13 protein-coding genes are annotated in these 13,022 nt (G+C 63.0%); 6 read left to right on the top strand and 7 right to left on the bottom strand.

Going from position 1 to position 13,022, the window contains the following annotated elements; all coding sequences use genetic code 11:
- Positions 1 to 8 precede the first annotated feature (8 nt).
- The 4 genes from ACFQ95_RS03505 to ACFQ95_RS03490 all read left to right on the top strand — a co-directional run bounded on the left by ACFQ95_RS03505 (position 9) and on the right by ACFQ95_RS03490 (position 3,556).
- A complete protein-coding gene (locus ACFQ95_RS03505) occupies positions 9 to 989 on the top strand; it encodes a Bug family tripartite tricarboxylate transporter substrate binding protein (protein WP_422829411.1) in 981 nt (326 codons plus the stop codon).
- Positions 990 to 1,015: 26 nt separating this feature from the next.
- The gene (locus ACFQ95_RS03500; RefSeq protein WP_422829553.1) at positions 1,016 to 1,732 is read left to right on the top strand and encodes a fumarylacetoacetate hydrolase family protein; all 717 of its coding nucleotides are present in this window, start codon (positions 1,016 to 1,018) and stop codon (positions 1,730 to 1,732) included.
- Positions 1,729 to 2,487 carry an SDR family oxidoreductase gene (locus ACFQ95_RS03495; protein WP_422829410.1) on the top strand — a complete coding sequence of 253 codons (759 nt, stop codon included), beginning with the start codon at positions 1,729 to 1,731 and terminating at the stop codon, positions 2,485 to 2,487. Before ACFQ95_RS03500 ends, ACFQ95_RS03495 begins: the two co-directional genes overlap by 4 nt.
- Before the next feature lie 85 nt (positions 2,488 to 2,572).
- Entirely contained in the window at positions 2,573 to 3,556 is a 984-nt protein-coding gene (locus ACFQ95_RS03490) for a Bug family tripartite tricarboxylate transporter substrate binding protein (RefSeq protein WP_422829409.1), read from the top strand.
- A gap of 2 nt (positions 3,557 to 3,558) precedes the next feature.
- On the opposite strand, the gene ACFQ95_RS03485 is transcribed toward ACFQ95_RS03490, so the two are convergent.
- The 4 genes from ACFQ95_RS03485 to ACFQ95_RS03470 are packed head-to-tail and all read right to left on the bottom strand — an operon-like array spanning position 3,559 to position 6,782.
- The gene (locus ACFQ95_RS03485) at positions 3,559 to 4,455 is read right to left on the bottom strand and encodes a polysaccharide deacetylase (RefSeq protein ID WP_422829408.1); all 897 of its coding nucleotides are present in this window, start codon (positions 4,453 to 4,455) and stop codon (positions 3,559 to 3,561) included.
- The gene (locus ACFQ95_RS03480; RefSeq protein WP_422829407.1) at positions 4,452 to 5,144 is read right to left on the bottom strand and encodes an amino acid ABC transporter permease; all 693 of its coding nucleotides are present in this window, start codon (positions 5,142 to 5,144) and stop codon (positions 4,452 to 4,454) included. The genes ACFQ95_RS03485 and ACFQ95_RS03480 overlap by 4 nt, the downstream gene beginning before the upstream one ends.
- 1 nt (position 5,145) lies before the next feature.
- Entirely contained in the window at positions 5,146 to 5,901 is a 756-nt protein-coding gene (locus ACFQ95_RS03475) for an amino acid ABC transporter ATP-binding protein (protein ID WP_422829552.1), read from the bottom strand.
- A gap of 53 nt (positions 5,902 to 5,954) precedes the next feature.
- On the bottom strand, positions 5,955 to 6,782 hold the full coding sequence (locus ACFQ95_RS03470) for a transporter substrate-binding domain-containing protein (RefSeq protein WP_422829406.1): 828 nt from the start codon (positions 6,780 to 6,782) through the stop codon (positions 5,955 to 5,957).
- 361 nt (positions 6,783 to 7,143) lie between these two features.
- Between ACFQ95_RS03470 and ACFQ95_RS03465 the strand changes: the two genes are divergently transcribed.
- Positions 7,144 to 7,863, top strand: coding sequence for a GntR family transcriptional regulator (locus ACFQ95_RS03465; RefSeq protein WP_422829405.1), 720 nt, complete (start codon positions 7,144 to 7,146; stop codon positions 7,861 to 7,863).
- 25 nt (positions 7,864 to 7,888) lie between these two features.
- A complete protein-coding gene (locus tag ACFQ95_RS03460) occupies positions 7,889 to 8,638 on the top strand; it encodes an aspartate/glutamate racemase family protein (RefSeq protein WP_422829404.1) in 750 nt (249 codons plus the stop codon).
- Positions 8,639 to 8,644: 6 nt separating this feature from the next.
- Here ACFQ95_RS03460 and ACFQ95_RS03455 read toward each other — a convergent pair whose 3' ends face one another.
- The 3 genes from ACFQ95_RS03455 to ACFQ95_RS03445 form a co-directional block, all read right to left on the bottom strand.
- Positions 8,645 to 9,127, bottom strand: a complete 483-nt coding sequence (locus ACFQ95_RS03455; RefSeq protein WP_422829403.1) for a VOC family protein — start codon at positions 9,125 to 9,127, stop codon at positions 8,645 to 8,647.
- A 72-nt stretch (positions 9,128 to 9,199) separates the two neighbouring features.
- Positions 9,200 to 11,269, bottom strand: a complete 2,070-nt coding sequence (locus ACFQ95_RS03450) for an acetyl-CoA carboxylase biotin carboxylase subunit (RefSeq protein WP_422829402.1) — start codon at positions 11,267 to 11,269, stop codon at positions 9,200 to 9,202.
- Between the two features lie 203 nt (positions 11,270 to 11,472).
- Positions 11,473 to 13,005, bottom strand: a complete 1,533-nt coding sequence (locus tag ACFQ95_RS03445) for an acyl-CoA carboxylase subunit beta (protein ID WP_422829401.1) — start codon at positions 13,003 to 13,005, stop codon at positions 11,473 to 11,475.
- Between the last annotated feature and the right edge of the window lie 17 nt (positions 13,006 to 13,022).

Genomic DNA, 13,022 nt, shown 5'->3' with positions numbered 1-13,022 from the left:
GACAAAAAATGATCAACCGCCGCATCGCCATCAGCGTGGCAGCAGCCCTGGCCCTGGGGGCTCTGCCCCAGGCGCCCGCCCTTGCCCAAAGCTACCCGGCCCGGCCGGTCACCCTGGTGGTGCCGTTTCCACCCGGCGGTGGCACCGATACCGGCGGCCGCATCATTGCCGAGCAGCTCGGCAAGCGCTGGAACCAGACCGTGATCATCGACAACAAGGGCGGCGCCGCCGGCATGATTGGCGCCGACATCGTGGCCAAGGCCAAGCCAGACGGCTACACCCTGCTGCTGGGCAACATCGGCACCCAGGCCATCAACCCATCGCTCTACGCCAAGCTGCCCTACGACGCCGACAAGGCTTTTGCCCCGATCTCGCTGATCGCCGAGCTGCCCCTGGCCATGATGGTCAATCCCGCCGTGCCAGCCAAGAGCGTCGCGGAGTTCATCACCCTGGCCAAGGCGCAACCGGGCAAGCTGACCTACAGCAGCGCAGGGGCCGGTGGTGCACCGCATCTCGCGGCCGAGATGTTCAAGGACCAGACCAACACCTTCATCCTGCACGTGCCCTACCGCGGCGGGGGCCCGGCCATCGCCGACCTGCTCGCAGGCCATGTGCAGTTGTCGTTCATGACCGTGCTCGAAGCCTCGGGCCACATCAAGGCCGGCAAGCTGCGCGCCCTGGCCGTGACCGGCGACAAACGCGTGCCGGCGTTTGCCGATCTGCCCACACTGTCGGAAAGCGCGCTGCCCGGGTTCAACGCGATCTCGTGGCTGGGCCTGCTGGCGCCCGCCGGCACACCACAGGACATACTGGACAAGATTTCCAGCGACATTCGTGCCATCCTGGCCGACGAAAGCGTGCGCGCGCGCCTGGCGTCCTTGGGCGGTGTGCCGCGCGCCACCACGCCGCCTGAATTTGCCAAGCTGATCGCCGACGACAAGGCCCGCTATGCGCAAATCATCCGCAGCCGCAAGATCAGCATCGAATGAACACCAGCCACATCACCGGTGCCGCCATGCCCGCATTCGCGCTTTTGCCGGCCATGCTGACTACCCTGGCAGTGGCGGGCAGCGCCGCCGTTTTCCCGGTCAACCGGGTGTTCTGCATAGGCCGCAACTACCGCTGGAGCCAGGACGAGGCCGCACCGACAGAAATGCCTGCCTGGTTCATGAAACCCGCCAACGCCGTGGTGCCGGCACACGGCGGCCTGCCCTACCCGCCGGGCACGGCAGACTTCTGCCACGAGATCGAGCTGGTGGTGGCGATTGGCCGGGGCGGCAGCGATATCGCCGCCACACAGGTGGAGGCCGGGCACATCTGGGCTTATGCCGCCGGCCTGGACCTGACGCGGCGCGACCTGCAGCAGCAGGCCAAACGCGCCGGCGGGCCGTGGGAGCCGGCCAAGGCCTTTGACCATTCGGCCCCATGTACAGCGCTGGTGCCAGCCGCCGTTAGCGGCCATCCGAAAACCGGCGCCCTGTGGCTGGCCGTCAACGGCGTGGAGCGCCAACGCGCCGACCTGTCCGATCTATTGTGGTCGGTGCCCGAGTTGGTGGCCATGTTGTCGCGCTCGGTGACGCTACAGCCCGGCGACCTGATTTTCACCGGCACGCCCGCCGGTGTAGGCCCGCTGCAGCCCGGCGATGTGCTCACGGCCGGCATCGCAGGCATCGGACAGCTCACCATGACCGTCACCCCAACCCATTCACCCCTCTCAGGAGAAATCGCTTGAACCCCACCTCCAAAATTGCCTTGGTCACCGGCGCCGGCAGCGGCATAGGCCGGGCCGTCGCCCTGGGTCTGCTCAGCGACGGCTGGACCGTGGTGCTGGCCGGTCGCCGTGTCGAGCCCTTGCAGGCGCTGGCAGCCCAGGCCGAGTCACAGGGTCAGGCCGCGCTGGCCGTGGCCACCGACGTGACTCAGCCCGAAAGCGTGCAAGCCTTGTTCGACAGCATAGAACAACACTTCGGCCGGCTCGATCTGCTGTTCAACAACGCCGGTGTCAACGCACCGGCCATGCCTATGGACGAACTGCCGCTGGAGAAGTGGTTCAGCGTGCTCAACACCAACGTGACCGGTGTGTTCCTGTGTGCGCGCGCCGCCTTTGGCCTGATGCGCCGCCAGTCACCGCAAGGCGGGCGCATCATCAACAACGGCTCGATCTCGGCCCACACACCACGCCCGTTCACGGCCCCCTATACCGCCAGCAAACACGCGGTATCGGGCATCACCAAAAGCCTGGCACTCGACGGCCGGGCCTACAACATCGTGGCCAGCCAGATCGACATTGGCAACGCCTTGACCGAGTTGTCCGAACGCATGACACGCGGCGTGCTGCAGGCCAACGGCAGCACTGCCGCCGAGCCCATGATGGATGCCCAACACGTGGCTGATGCGGTGCGCCACATCGCCGCCATGCCGCTCAGCGCCAACGTATTGAACATGACCGTGATGGCCAGCCATATGCCCTTTGTGGGACGCGGCTAGCCCGTCAAATAAAACCAGACACACAGCACCACACCACAAGCGCCGCCAAGAGCGCATGGTTTCACCCACCCCAACGGAGACAAAAATGCAATTCACCACCTTACTCAAGACCTTGACCACGGCCACCGCCCTGGCCACCCTCAGCGCCGTGCCAATGCTTGCCTCGGCACAGGCCTATCCCACACGCCCCATCAAAATCATCGTGCCCGCGCCACCCGGTGGCGCCATCGACATCATTGCGCGTGTGGTGGGCGACAAACTCGGCGCGTCTTTGGGCCAGGCCGTGATCGTAGACAACCGCCCTGGCGCGTCCAACAACCTGGGCACCGATGTGCTGGCCAAGTCGCCGGCCGATGGCTACACCATTGGCATCGTCGGCGGCAGCCACAACATCAACAAGTTTTTGTTCAAGAACCTGGGGTGGGATCCCGAGAAAAGTTTCGAGCCCATCGTCTACACCCACGAAGTGCCGCTGGTGTTTGCCATGTACCCACAAATCCCCGCCAAAAACCTGCCCGAGTTCATTGCCTGGACCAAGGCCCACCCGAACGATGCCAAGGTGGCCACCTCGGGCCGTGGCAGCGCGCAAGAAATGGCGGCTGAAATGTTCCGTATCGCCAGCGGCGCGCCCATGCTGTTGGTGCCCTACAAAGGCTCGGCTGCCGCCCACCCGGACCTGCTAGCCGGGCGCACCGCGCTCTACATCGACACCATCAGTGCCATCCAATCACAGGTAAAGGCTGGCAACGTGCGCGCCATCGCGGTGTCTACCCGCAAACGCGCGGCCCAGTTGCCCGATGTGCCTACCGCAGACGAACAAGGCTTGAAGGGTTTTGACGCCAACACCAACGGTGGCTTCCTGGCACCCGCAGGCACACCGCCCGCCATCATTGCCAAGCTGAACGCCGAGATCAACGCAGCACTCAAGCTGCCCGATGTGCGCACCAAGCTCGAAGCCGCCGGCATTGAAATCCAGGGCGGCACACCGCAGGAATACGCCGCAGTCATCAAGTCCGACCTCGCCAAATGGGGCAAGGTGGTGAAAGAGGCAGGGATTCCGCTGGAATGAGTTCAACGCTTGGCGTCACCCGCCACAGCCTGGTAAATGGCGCCAGGCTGCGTGAACCACACCGCATCGCTGTGCGCCTGCATGTGCTCGAAAAACCGAGTGAGCTGGCGCAAACGAAACGGCGCACCCGAGATGAACGAGTGCAGCACCACACTCATCACCAGCGGCTTTTCTTGCGACGCCTCCAGCAGTTCATCAAACTCGTCGATCAACATGTCGGCAAACTCCGCTGCACCGACTTGGCGGCCGATGATGGAGGTGCTGTCGTTCAGTTCCAGCGCATAGGGCATGGCCAGCAGCGGCGCTGATCTGGTGTTGAGCCACACCGGCACGTCGTCCAGCCGCATGTCCATCACAAAGCGGTAACCGCATTCGCCCAACAGATCCAGCGTGTGCGGCGTTTGTGTGAGCCAGGGGCTGGACCATCCCATGGGCGCTTGCCCTTCTTGCGCGGCGATGCGGGCGGCCACCTGCGCCAGGTAGGCTTGCTCTTGCGCCGGGTCCATGCCCTCCAGCGAATCAGAGTTGGCGATGCCATGGCCAATGAACTCAGCCTTCAACTCGCGCGCCAACACCATCAACTGCGGGGCCGACGCGTACACCGCCGTGTTCAGCAGCACCGTGGGGGGAACACCAAAACGCACCAACCGCTGCAGCAAACGCATGGCACCCACGCGGTTGCCGTAGTCGCGCCAACTGGTGTTGACCATGTCGGGCGCGGCCACGCCGGGCATCAGGTCTTCGGTCTTGCCGTGGCCAAAGGCGTATTCCTCCACCCCCACAGCCACATACACCGCCAAGCGTTTGCCACCGGGCCAGGCGGCGCCGGGGGACGCGGTGGCAGAAGCCGCGTCATACCGGCCATGTATGTTCAGCGCCTTCACAGTCGGCGCCGTCATACGCCCACATCCATCAAGGTGCGGCGCGCCTCAGAGCGGGCGCCCGAGCCCTTGCGTTGCTCCAGCCAGCGCACCAGGTTCGACAGGCTGAGGTTGATGGCCAGATAGAACAGCGCCACCACGGTGTAGATTTCCAGCGGCGCAAACGTGACCGACACCGCAATCTGCCCCGAGCGCAGCAGCTCGGCGATGGAGATGGTGGAGATCAACGAGGTCGACTTCACCAGGCTGATCATCTCGTTGGCCAGCGGTGGCAGCACCAGCGTGGCGGCCTGGGGCAACTCAATGCGCCACAGCGTTTGCCGGTAGCTCATGCCCAGCGAACGCGCCGCCTGCACATGGGCGCGCGGCACCGCCTCAAAGCCGGCGCGAAAGATCTCGGCCAGGTAAGCCCCTGCGTTGATGCCCAGGCCCAGAATACCCGCCGTGCCGGCCGACATCTTGATGCCCAGCGGCGGCAGCGCGTAATACAAAATGAACAACTGCAACAGCAGCGGCGTGCCACGAATGAAGTCCACATACACACGCACCAGCCAGTGCAAGAAGCGCAGGCGCGACAAACCCAGCACGGCCGCACACACACCAATCACCAGGCCCAAAGCCAGCCCGCCCAAGGTATAGAGCACGGTGACCCACAGGCCGTGCAGCAGGTCAGGCATGTAGGTGAGGATCAGTTGAAGATCAAACATGTCAAAGCACCCTGGATAAGAAGGCCTGCGCGCGCTCGTGGCGCGGGGCCGAGAAAAACTGTTCTGGCGGGGCCTCTTCCATCACCACACCTTCGTCCATGAAGACCACGCGGTCGGCCACTTCGCGGGCGAACGACATTTCGTGCGTGACCAACACCATGGTCATGCCGTCAAACGCCAGGCCCTTGATCACGTCTAGCACGTCGCGCACGGTTTCCGGGTCCAGCGCCGAGGTCACCTCGTCGAGCAACAACACCTTGGGCTGCATGGCCAGGGAACGCGCAATCGCCACGCGTTGCTGCTGGCCGCCAGACAAGGTCATGGGCATGGCATCCTGCTTGGCCAACAGGCCCACGCGGTCGAGCAGCTTGCGGGCGGTTTCCACCGCAGCGTCACGCTGGGCGCCGCGCACCAGCATAGGCGCCTCGATGATGTTTTGCAGCACCGTCTTGTGTGGCCACAGGTTGAACTGCTGAAACACCATGCCGATCTCGGCGCGCTGGCGGTTCATGTCGGCCTCGGGGCGGCGCTGCAGCTTGCCGCCCTTGCCTTGCACATAACCCAGGCGCTCGCCATCGACAAACACTTCGCCGGAAGTGGGCGCCTCCAGAAAGTTCAGGCAGCGCAGCACCGTGCTCTTACCCGAGCCACTGGGGCCAATCAGCGTGACCACTTCACTCGCGGCCACATCGAGGTTGATGCCTTTGAGGATCTCGTGTTCGCCATAACGCTTGGTGAGTTGCCGCACCGACACCATCGGCCTTGCCGCGCTGGGAACAACGGCGGCCAATGCGCTTGCAGGGTTCTGGCTCATGGCTGCATCCAGCTATCAGGCAGCGCGGCGGTTGGCGCACCCAGCCACTTCTTTTGCACAGCGGCGAGCGTGCCATCGGCCTTGGCATCCATCAAAATCTTGTTGACGGCGGCCAGCAACGCGGTGTCTTCCTTGCGGATCGCCACGCCGAAATACGACTTGTCGCCCAGGCCATCGATGATCTTGAAGGCACCTGGCTTTTGCACCATGTAGCCGCCCATGATGGGGCGCGGCAACATCACGGCATCGATGTTCTTGTTGGTCATTTCGACAAACATCGATGGAAAGTCGTCATAGGTTTTCACCGTGGGGGCGGCCAGGTTCTTGGCGGCCATCTTGGCGGCAAAACCCTTGGCAAAGTCCACCGTATTGGTGCCCAGCAGCACACCAATGGTTTTGCCCGCCAGGTCGTCCGGCGACTTGATGGCAGCGTTGCCCGCCGTGGCGGCCGCCACCAGCGAAGCGTCGCCATAGGGGGTGGAGAAGTTAACTCGCTCGGCACGCGCCTTGGTGGCCGTCATGCCACTCATGATCATGTCAAAGCGTTTGCTCAGCAGCGCCGGAATGATGCCGGGCCAAGGCGTCTCCACCATCTCAAGCTTGACGCCGAGCTTTTGGGCAATCAGCGCGTTCAGGTCTGCATCTTGGCCGACGATCTTGCCGCCCGGCTCGGACGAGATGATGGCGCCCGCGCCACCGGCTTCAACGCCCACCGTCAAGGTGCCGCGCTGACGCACGTCGTCCAAAGTATCAGCGTGCGCCGCAAAGGCGAAGCAAAGACAAAAGCTTGCCAAGGTTTTCAGAAGTGGGGGGCGTGCATTCATGGTCAGGATTCCGATAGGTTGAACAAAGTGCCCACCGGCCACAGCGCGGGGGCGTTTGTCACGCCGCATTTGGTATGCAATTTCATGACACATGCCATTCCAGCAGATTCCATGCCAAGTCAAATCAACATTGAATTCCATAAATTCACAAATTGCATGCGATTTTTTTGCATTCTTGTGGTGCCATTTCAGGCATGGCGTGAGCGCGTATGGTGCGGATGGCCCAGGGCTGGTGCGTGGCGAAACAACACCTTAATTTTTTCCGAAAGCGCCGTTTTTTCGCTCCAGAGGGAGCAAGTCCTGCGTCTTTGGCATGTCAAAAATTGCCGATATAGTATGCAATTTAAGCAAGCCATACCCCATGCTTCCCGTTGCCGAACCACCCCGTCGCCGCGTCCAAAAAACCTCTGCTGCGCCAGCGCTCAGCACCGACCAAATCTACGAACGCATTCGCACGGCCATCCTGGAACACCGCCTGGTGCCGGGCACCCAGTTGGTGGAGGACAAGCTGGCCAGCATCTTTGAAGTGAGCCGCACCAAGGTGCGCGAAGCCACCGTCCGGCTGGTGCATGACCGCATTGCCACCAATATTCCGAACCGTGGCGCCTTCATTGCGAGCCCCACACCGCAAGAGGCGCGCGACGTCTTCACCGCGCGCCGGTTGATCGAGCCCGGCCTGGTGCGCATCACCACGGAAAAAGCCACGCCCCGGCATATCACCGCGTTGCGCGCGCACGTGGCGCGCGAGGCAAAAGCACGCGCCAGCGGCAACGCCACCAGCCTGCTGCTGCTCACCGGCGAGTTCCACCTGCTGCTGGCCGAAGTGGCTGGCAACGGCGTGCTGGAGCGCACGCTGCGCGAGCTGGAGTCGCTGACCTGCCTGTGCATGATCTTGTACGACGCGCCGGGCTCACCGAGTTGCGCACCCGATGAACACGACCGACTGCTCGACGCCATCGAAGCCCGCGACGCCAACCGCGCCGCCAAGCTGATGCTGCATCACCTGGAACACATCGAGGCAGGCCTGGATCTTGCGCCCCGGCAAGAGGCCGAGCTGTCGCTCGAATCGGCGTTTCGCTGAACAAACTTTGCAAGCAAAGAAACCCATGCGCATCCTCGTCCTCAACGCCAACACTTCCAGCTTCGTGACCGACAAGGTCGCGGCAGCGGCGCGTGACGCTGCCAGCGCCGGCACCGAGATCGTGCCCGTCACTGGCGACTTTGGCGCGCGCATCATCGCCACGCGTACCGAGCTGGCCATTGCGGCGCATGCCACGGTCGAGCTGCTGGCCACATACGCAGCGGGTTGTGATGCAGTGGTGATAGCAGTGTCTTACGATGTGGCGCTGAGTGCCGCACGCGAGATGCTGCCGATTCCCGTGGTCGGCATCACCGAAGCCGCTTTGCTCACCGCCTGCATGTTGGGCGGGCGCATCGGTGTGCTGGTGTGGGGCCAGCGCGTGTTGCCGGTGTACCAGGAGTTGGTGACAGGCTACGGTCTCAACTCGCGCATCGCCGGTTGGCGCGCCGTGGAAAGCAATGCGCCCTACGCGGCTGGTGACCAAAGCGAAGCCGATGCCCTGGCCATCGCGGCCGCGCGAGACCTGATCGAACGCGATGGCGCCGAGGTCATCGTGCTCACCGGCGCGGTGATGGCCGGTGTACCGCAACGCTTGCAGCCCCACCTCGACGTGCCCGTGCTCGACGGTGTGAGTTGCGCCGTACGCCAAGCCGAGTTGCTGGTGCGGCAGCGCCCCACCAAGGCACGCACCGGCAGTTATGCCGCGCCCGGCCCGCGCGAAACCGTAGGCTTGTCGCCTGCGCTTCAGGCGTTTTTCGCAGGCCGCGCGGGCTAGCTCAAACTACCCCAGCGCCGCAATCACCTCGGGCGGTGCCTGCACCAATTCAATCAACACACCTTCGCCGGCAATCGGAAACTGCTCGTTGCTCTTGGGGTGCAGGAAACAAATGTCGTAGCCAGCAGCGCCCGGGCGAATGCCGCCAGGGGCGAAACGCACGCCTTGCGCGCTAAGCCATTCCACCGCCACGGGCAGGTTGTCTATCCACAGGCCCACGTGGTTCAGGGGTGTGGTGTGCACCGCTGGTTTTTTTTCCGGGTCTATGGGTTGCATCAGGTCGACCTCGACCTTGTAGGGGCCACGGCCTATGGCGCAGATGTCTTCATCCACGTTCTCACGTTCGCTGACGAAGGTACCCGTGACCTCCAGACCCAGCATGTCGACCCACAGGGTTTGCAGGCGTTTCTTGTCGGGCCCGCCGATGGCGATTTGCTGAATGCCAAGCACCTTGAATGGACGCTGCGCATTTTGTGTGGGGGTCGTCATACGGGCACTCCTTGCATCTTGCCAATCTTCAGCCACAAGCCAGTCAACAACGGTTGAACCATGGCCATCGCTTCACTCGAACTCAACGATGGGCTGGTCCACACTCAGCGATTCACCCTTGCCGGCCAGCACCTTGGCGACCACGCCGTCGGCGGTGGCAAACAAAACGTTCTCCATCTTCATGGCCTCAATCACCGCCACACGTTCACCGGCTTGCACCTTCTGGCCGGGCTGCACGGCCACGTCCACCAACAAGCCAGGCATGGGTGACAACACAAAGCGGCTCATGTCAGGCGGTGCCTTGTAGGGCATCAAGGCCTGCAACTCGGCCATGCGTGGCGACAACACCAGCGCATCGAGTTGCGTGCCGTTGTGCGCCACCCGCATGGCCAGCGGGTTGCGCAGCACGGCACCGGTGCCGCTGTTGCCACCGCGCTCGATCTGCGCGGTAAAAGGCTGCTCGTCACAAAAGCCCTGAATGCGTATCGCGCTGAGCCGCGATTTGCTGCTGAAGTGATAGCTGTGGCCACGGACCAGCACAGTGCTGGCGCCCGATTTTTCATCGAACTCGCTGATCTTCACCGGGTGCTGTACGTTCTTGCCTCCGGCGCCCAGCGCCACCACCACAAAGTCCTCACCCACCGCCACCTCATGCCCGGCCATCTGGCCGCTGATGCCGGTGGCGCGGTCACGGTAGCGGCGATGCACAAACGCCGCCAGCGCCACCAGAAAGTCGGGATTGGGGTGCGGCACATCTTCGGCATGGAAACCGGCGGCGTAGTTCTCGGCAATAAAGCCGGTGTTGAAGTCGCCAGCAACAAACCTGGGATGCGCCAGCAGCGCCGCCTGGAAAGGGATGTTGCTGCTCACGCCACGGATCACAAAGCCGTTCAGCGCCTCGCGCATCTTGGCAATGGCCTCGGCTCGGTCGCGTCCATGCACGATAAGCTTGGCGATCATGGAGTCGTAGAACATCGGGATCTCGCCACCATCCTGCACGCCGGTATCGACACGCACACCCTGCAACGCGGCAGTGTCGGACGCCCACATGGTTTGCGCCGGCGGCTGAAAGCGCACCAGCCGGCCGGTGCTCGGCAGAAAGTTGCGAAACGGATCTTCGGCGTTGATGCGGCACTCTATGGCCCAGCCGTCGCGCTTCACCTCGGCTTGTGTGAGCGGCAGCTTTTCACCAGCGGCCACGCGGATCATCAGCTCCACCAGATCCAGCCCGGTGATGCACTCCGTCACCGGGTGCTCCACCTGCAGGCGGGTGTTCATTTCCAGGAAGTAGAAGCTCTGGTCCTTGCCCACCACAAACTCCACCGTGCCCGCGCTTTGGTACTTCACCGCCTTGGCCAGGGCCACGGCCTGCTCGCCCATGGCCTTGCGTGTGGCCTCGCTGATGAAGGGCGACGGCGCCTCTTCAATCACCTTCTGGTGGCGGCGCTGGATGGAGCATTCACGCTCGTTCAGGTAGAGCACGTTGCCGTGGCTGTCACCCAGCAGCTGGATTTCGATGTGGCGCGGCTCTTCGACAAATTTCTCGATGAACACACGATCGTCGCCAAAGCTGTTGCGTGCTTCGTTGCGGCACGAGGTGAAGCCTTCAAAGGCCTCCTTGTCGTTGAACGCCACGCGCAGGCCCTTGCCACCACCACCGGCGCTGGCCTTGATCATCACCGGGTAACCAATGCCCTTGGCGATTTCCACCGCGCGCTCGGCGCTGTCGATGGCATCGTTCACGCCGGGGATGCAGTTCACCCCCGCGGCGCCGGCGAGCTTCTTGGACTCGATCTTGTCGCCCATGGCGGCAATCGAATAATGCTTGGGGCCGATGAACACAATGCCCTCTTCTTCCACCCGCTTGGCAAACTCGGCGTTCTCGCTCAGGAAGCCGTAGCCCGGGTGCACCGCCTGTGCCCCCGTGGCCTTGCAGGCGGCGATGATCTTGTCGGCCAACAAATAACTTTCGCGGCTGGGCGCGGGGCCTATGGGCACAGCTTCATCGGCCAGCTCCACGTGACGCGCTTCCTTGTCGGCATCGGAATACACCGCCACGGTGGCAATGCCCATTTTCTTGGCCGTGGTGATGACGCGGCAGGCGATCTCGCCACGGTTGGCAATCAGGATTTTTTTAAACATGAAAGAGTCCTTCGATGCCGTCATCGGCAATCAAAAACAAGTTGGACATGATGCTCTGTAGGCGGGTGCTCACCGATCGCTGCAGGCATGCCCGCGCCTCGCTGGGATGCAGCGGAACTGGCTTTGCCAGGCCGCCAGCATCGCCCCCTGCAAGGGGGTAGGCGAAGCGACACGCAGTGCGCGCAGACTGGGGGTGTGCCATCTCACAGCGGTATGTTGCCGTGTTTGCGCCACGGGTTTTCCAGCTTCTTCTCGCGCAGCATCACCAGGCTGCGGCAGATGCGTTTGCGCGTTTCGTGCGGCAGGATCACGTCGTCGATGTAGCCGCGTGCGCCGGCGACAAACGGGTTGGCGAAGCGGGCCTTGTATTCGGCTTCTTTGGCCGCGAGTTTGGCGGGGTCACCCTTGTCTTCGCGGAAGATGATTTCCACGGCCCCCTTGGCGCCCATCACCGCAATCTCGGCGTGTGGCCAGGCAAAGTTGACGTCGCCGCGCAGGTGTTTGGACGCCATCACGTCGTAGGCGCCGCCATAGGCTTTGCGTGTAATGACCGTGATCTTGGGCACCGTGCATTCAGCGTAGGCATAAAGCAGCTTGGCGCCGTGTTTGATGATGCCGCCGTATTCCTGGCTGGTGCCGGGCATGAAGCCGGGCACGTCGACAAAGGTGATCACCGGGATGTTGAACGCATCACAGAAGCGCACAAAACGCGCGGCCTTGATGCTGCTCTTGATGTCCAGGCAACCGGCCAGCACCAGGGGTTGGTTGGCGACGATGCCCACGGTCTGGCCTTCCATGCGTGCGAAGCCGATCAGGATGTTTTTCGCGTATTCGGGCTGCAGTTCAAAGAACTCGGCATCGTCCACCGTCTTGGCGATCAACTCGCGCATGTCGTAGGGTTTGTTGGCGTTGTCGGGCACCAGCGTGTCCAGGCTCATGTCCATGCGGTCGGCCGGATCGTTGCTCGGGCGCACCGGGGCTTTTTCGCGGTTGTTGAGTGGCAGGTAGTTGTACAACCGGCGCAGCATCAGCAGCGCTTCGACGTCGTTCTCGAACGCCATGTCGGCGACACCGCTGCGTGTGGTGTGGGTGATGGCGCCGCCCAGCTCTTCGGCCGTGACTTCTTCGTGCGTCACGGTCTTCACCACTTCGGGGCCGGTGACAAACATGTAGCTGCTGTCCTTGACCATGAAGATGAAGTCGGTCATGGCGGGTGAATACACCGCGCCGCCGGCGCACGGGCCCATGATCATGCTGATCTGCGGCACCACACCACTGGCCATCACATTGCGCTGGAACACGTCGGCATAACCGCCTAGCGAGGCCACACCCTCCTGGATGCGCGCGCCACCAGAATCGTTCAAACCTATGACCGGCGCGCCCACCTTCATGGCCTGGTCCATCACCTTGCAGATCTTCTCGGCGTGCGCCTCCGACAGCGCGCCGCCAAACACCGTGAAGTCCTGGCTGAAGACAAACACCAGGCGGCCGTTGATCATGCCGTAGCCGGTGACCACACCGTCGCCGGGGATCTTTTGCTCTTCCATGCCGAAGTCGGTGCAGCGGTGCTCGACAAACATGTCCCACTCTTCAAACGTGCCTTCGTCCAGCAGCAGCTCCAGGCGTTCACGTGCTGTGAGCTTGCCTTTTTTGTGCTGCGCCGCAATGCGTTTTTCGCCGCCACCCAAGCGTGCAGCGGCGCGCTTCTTTTCTAGTTGTTCAAGAATTTCTTGCATGCGATATCCCCATCAAA

Source organism: Variovorax sp. HJSM1_2 (assembly GCF_049316285.1).
In the GTDB taxonomy this organism is placed as follows: Bacteria; Pseudomonadota; Gammaproteobacteria; order Burkholderiales; family Burkholderiaceae_C; genus Rhodoferax_B.
Note: the sequence above shows the minus strand (reverse complement) of the source record. Positions and strands in the feature narration are given on the sequence as shown.

Excerpts from the sequence above, each read along its gene's own strand:
- ACFQ95_RS03475 (WP_422829552.1), bottom strand. The coding sequence starts at position 5,901 with ATGGTGTCGGTGCGGCAACTCACCAAGCGTTATGGCGAACACGAGATC.
- ACFQ95_RS03450 (WP_422829402.1), bottom strand. The coding sequence starts at position 11,269 with ATGTTTAAAAAAATCCTGATTGCCAACCGTGGCGAGATCGCCTGCCGC.
- ACFQ95_RS03490 (WP_422829409.1), top strand. The coding sequence starts at position 2,573 with ATGCAATTCACCACCTTACTCAAGACCTTGACCACGGCCACCGCCCTG.
- ACFQ95_RS03485 (WP_422829408.1), bottom strand. The coding sequence starts at position 4,455 with ATGACGGCGCCGACTGTGAAGGCGCTGAACATACATGGCCGGTATGAC.
- ACFQ95_RS03460 (WP_422829404.1), top strand. The coding sequence starts at position 7,889 with ATGCGCATCCTCGTCCTCAACGCCAACACTTCCAGCTTCGTGACCGAC.
- ACFQ95_RS03455 (WP_422829403.1), bottom strand. The coding sequence starts at position 9,127 with ATGACGACCCCCACACAAAATGCGCAGCGTCCATTCAAGGTGCTTGGC.
- ACFQ95_RS03445 (WP_422829401.1), bottom strand. The coding sequence starts at position 13,005 with ATGCAAGAAATTCTTGAACAACTAGAAAAGAAGCGCGCCGCTGCACGC.
- ACFQ95_RS03500 (WP_422829553.1), top strand. The coding sequence starts at position 1,016 with ATGCCCGCATTCGCGCTTTTGCCGGCCATGCTGACTACCCTGGCAGTG.
- ACFQ95_RS03465 (WP_422829405.1), top strand. The coding sequence starts at position 7,144 with ATGCTTCCCGTTGCCGAACCACCCCGTCGCCGCGTCCAAAAAACCTCT.
- ACFQ95_RS03470 (WP_422829406.1), bottom strand. The coding sequence starts at position 6,782 with ATGAATGCACGCCCCCCACTTCTGAAAACCTTGGCAAGCTTTTGTCTT.
- ACFQ95_RS03505 (WP_422829411.1), top strand. The coding sequence starts at position 9 with ATGATCAACCGCCGCATCGCCATCAGCGTGGCAGCAGCCCTGGCCCTG.
- ACFQ95_RS03480 (WP_422829407.1), bottom strand. The coding sequence starts at position 5,144 with ATGTTTGATCTTCAACTGATCCTCACCTACATGCCTGACCTGCTGCAC.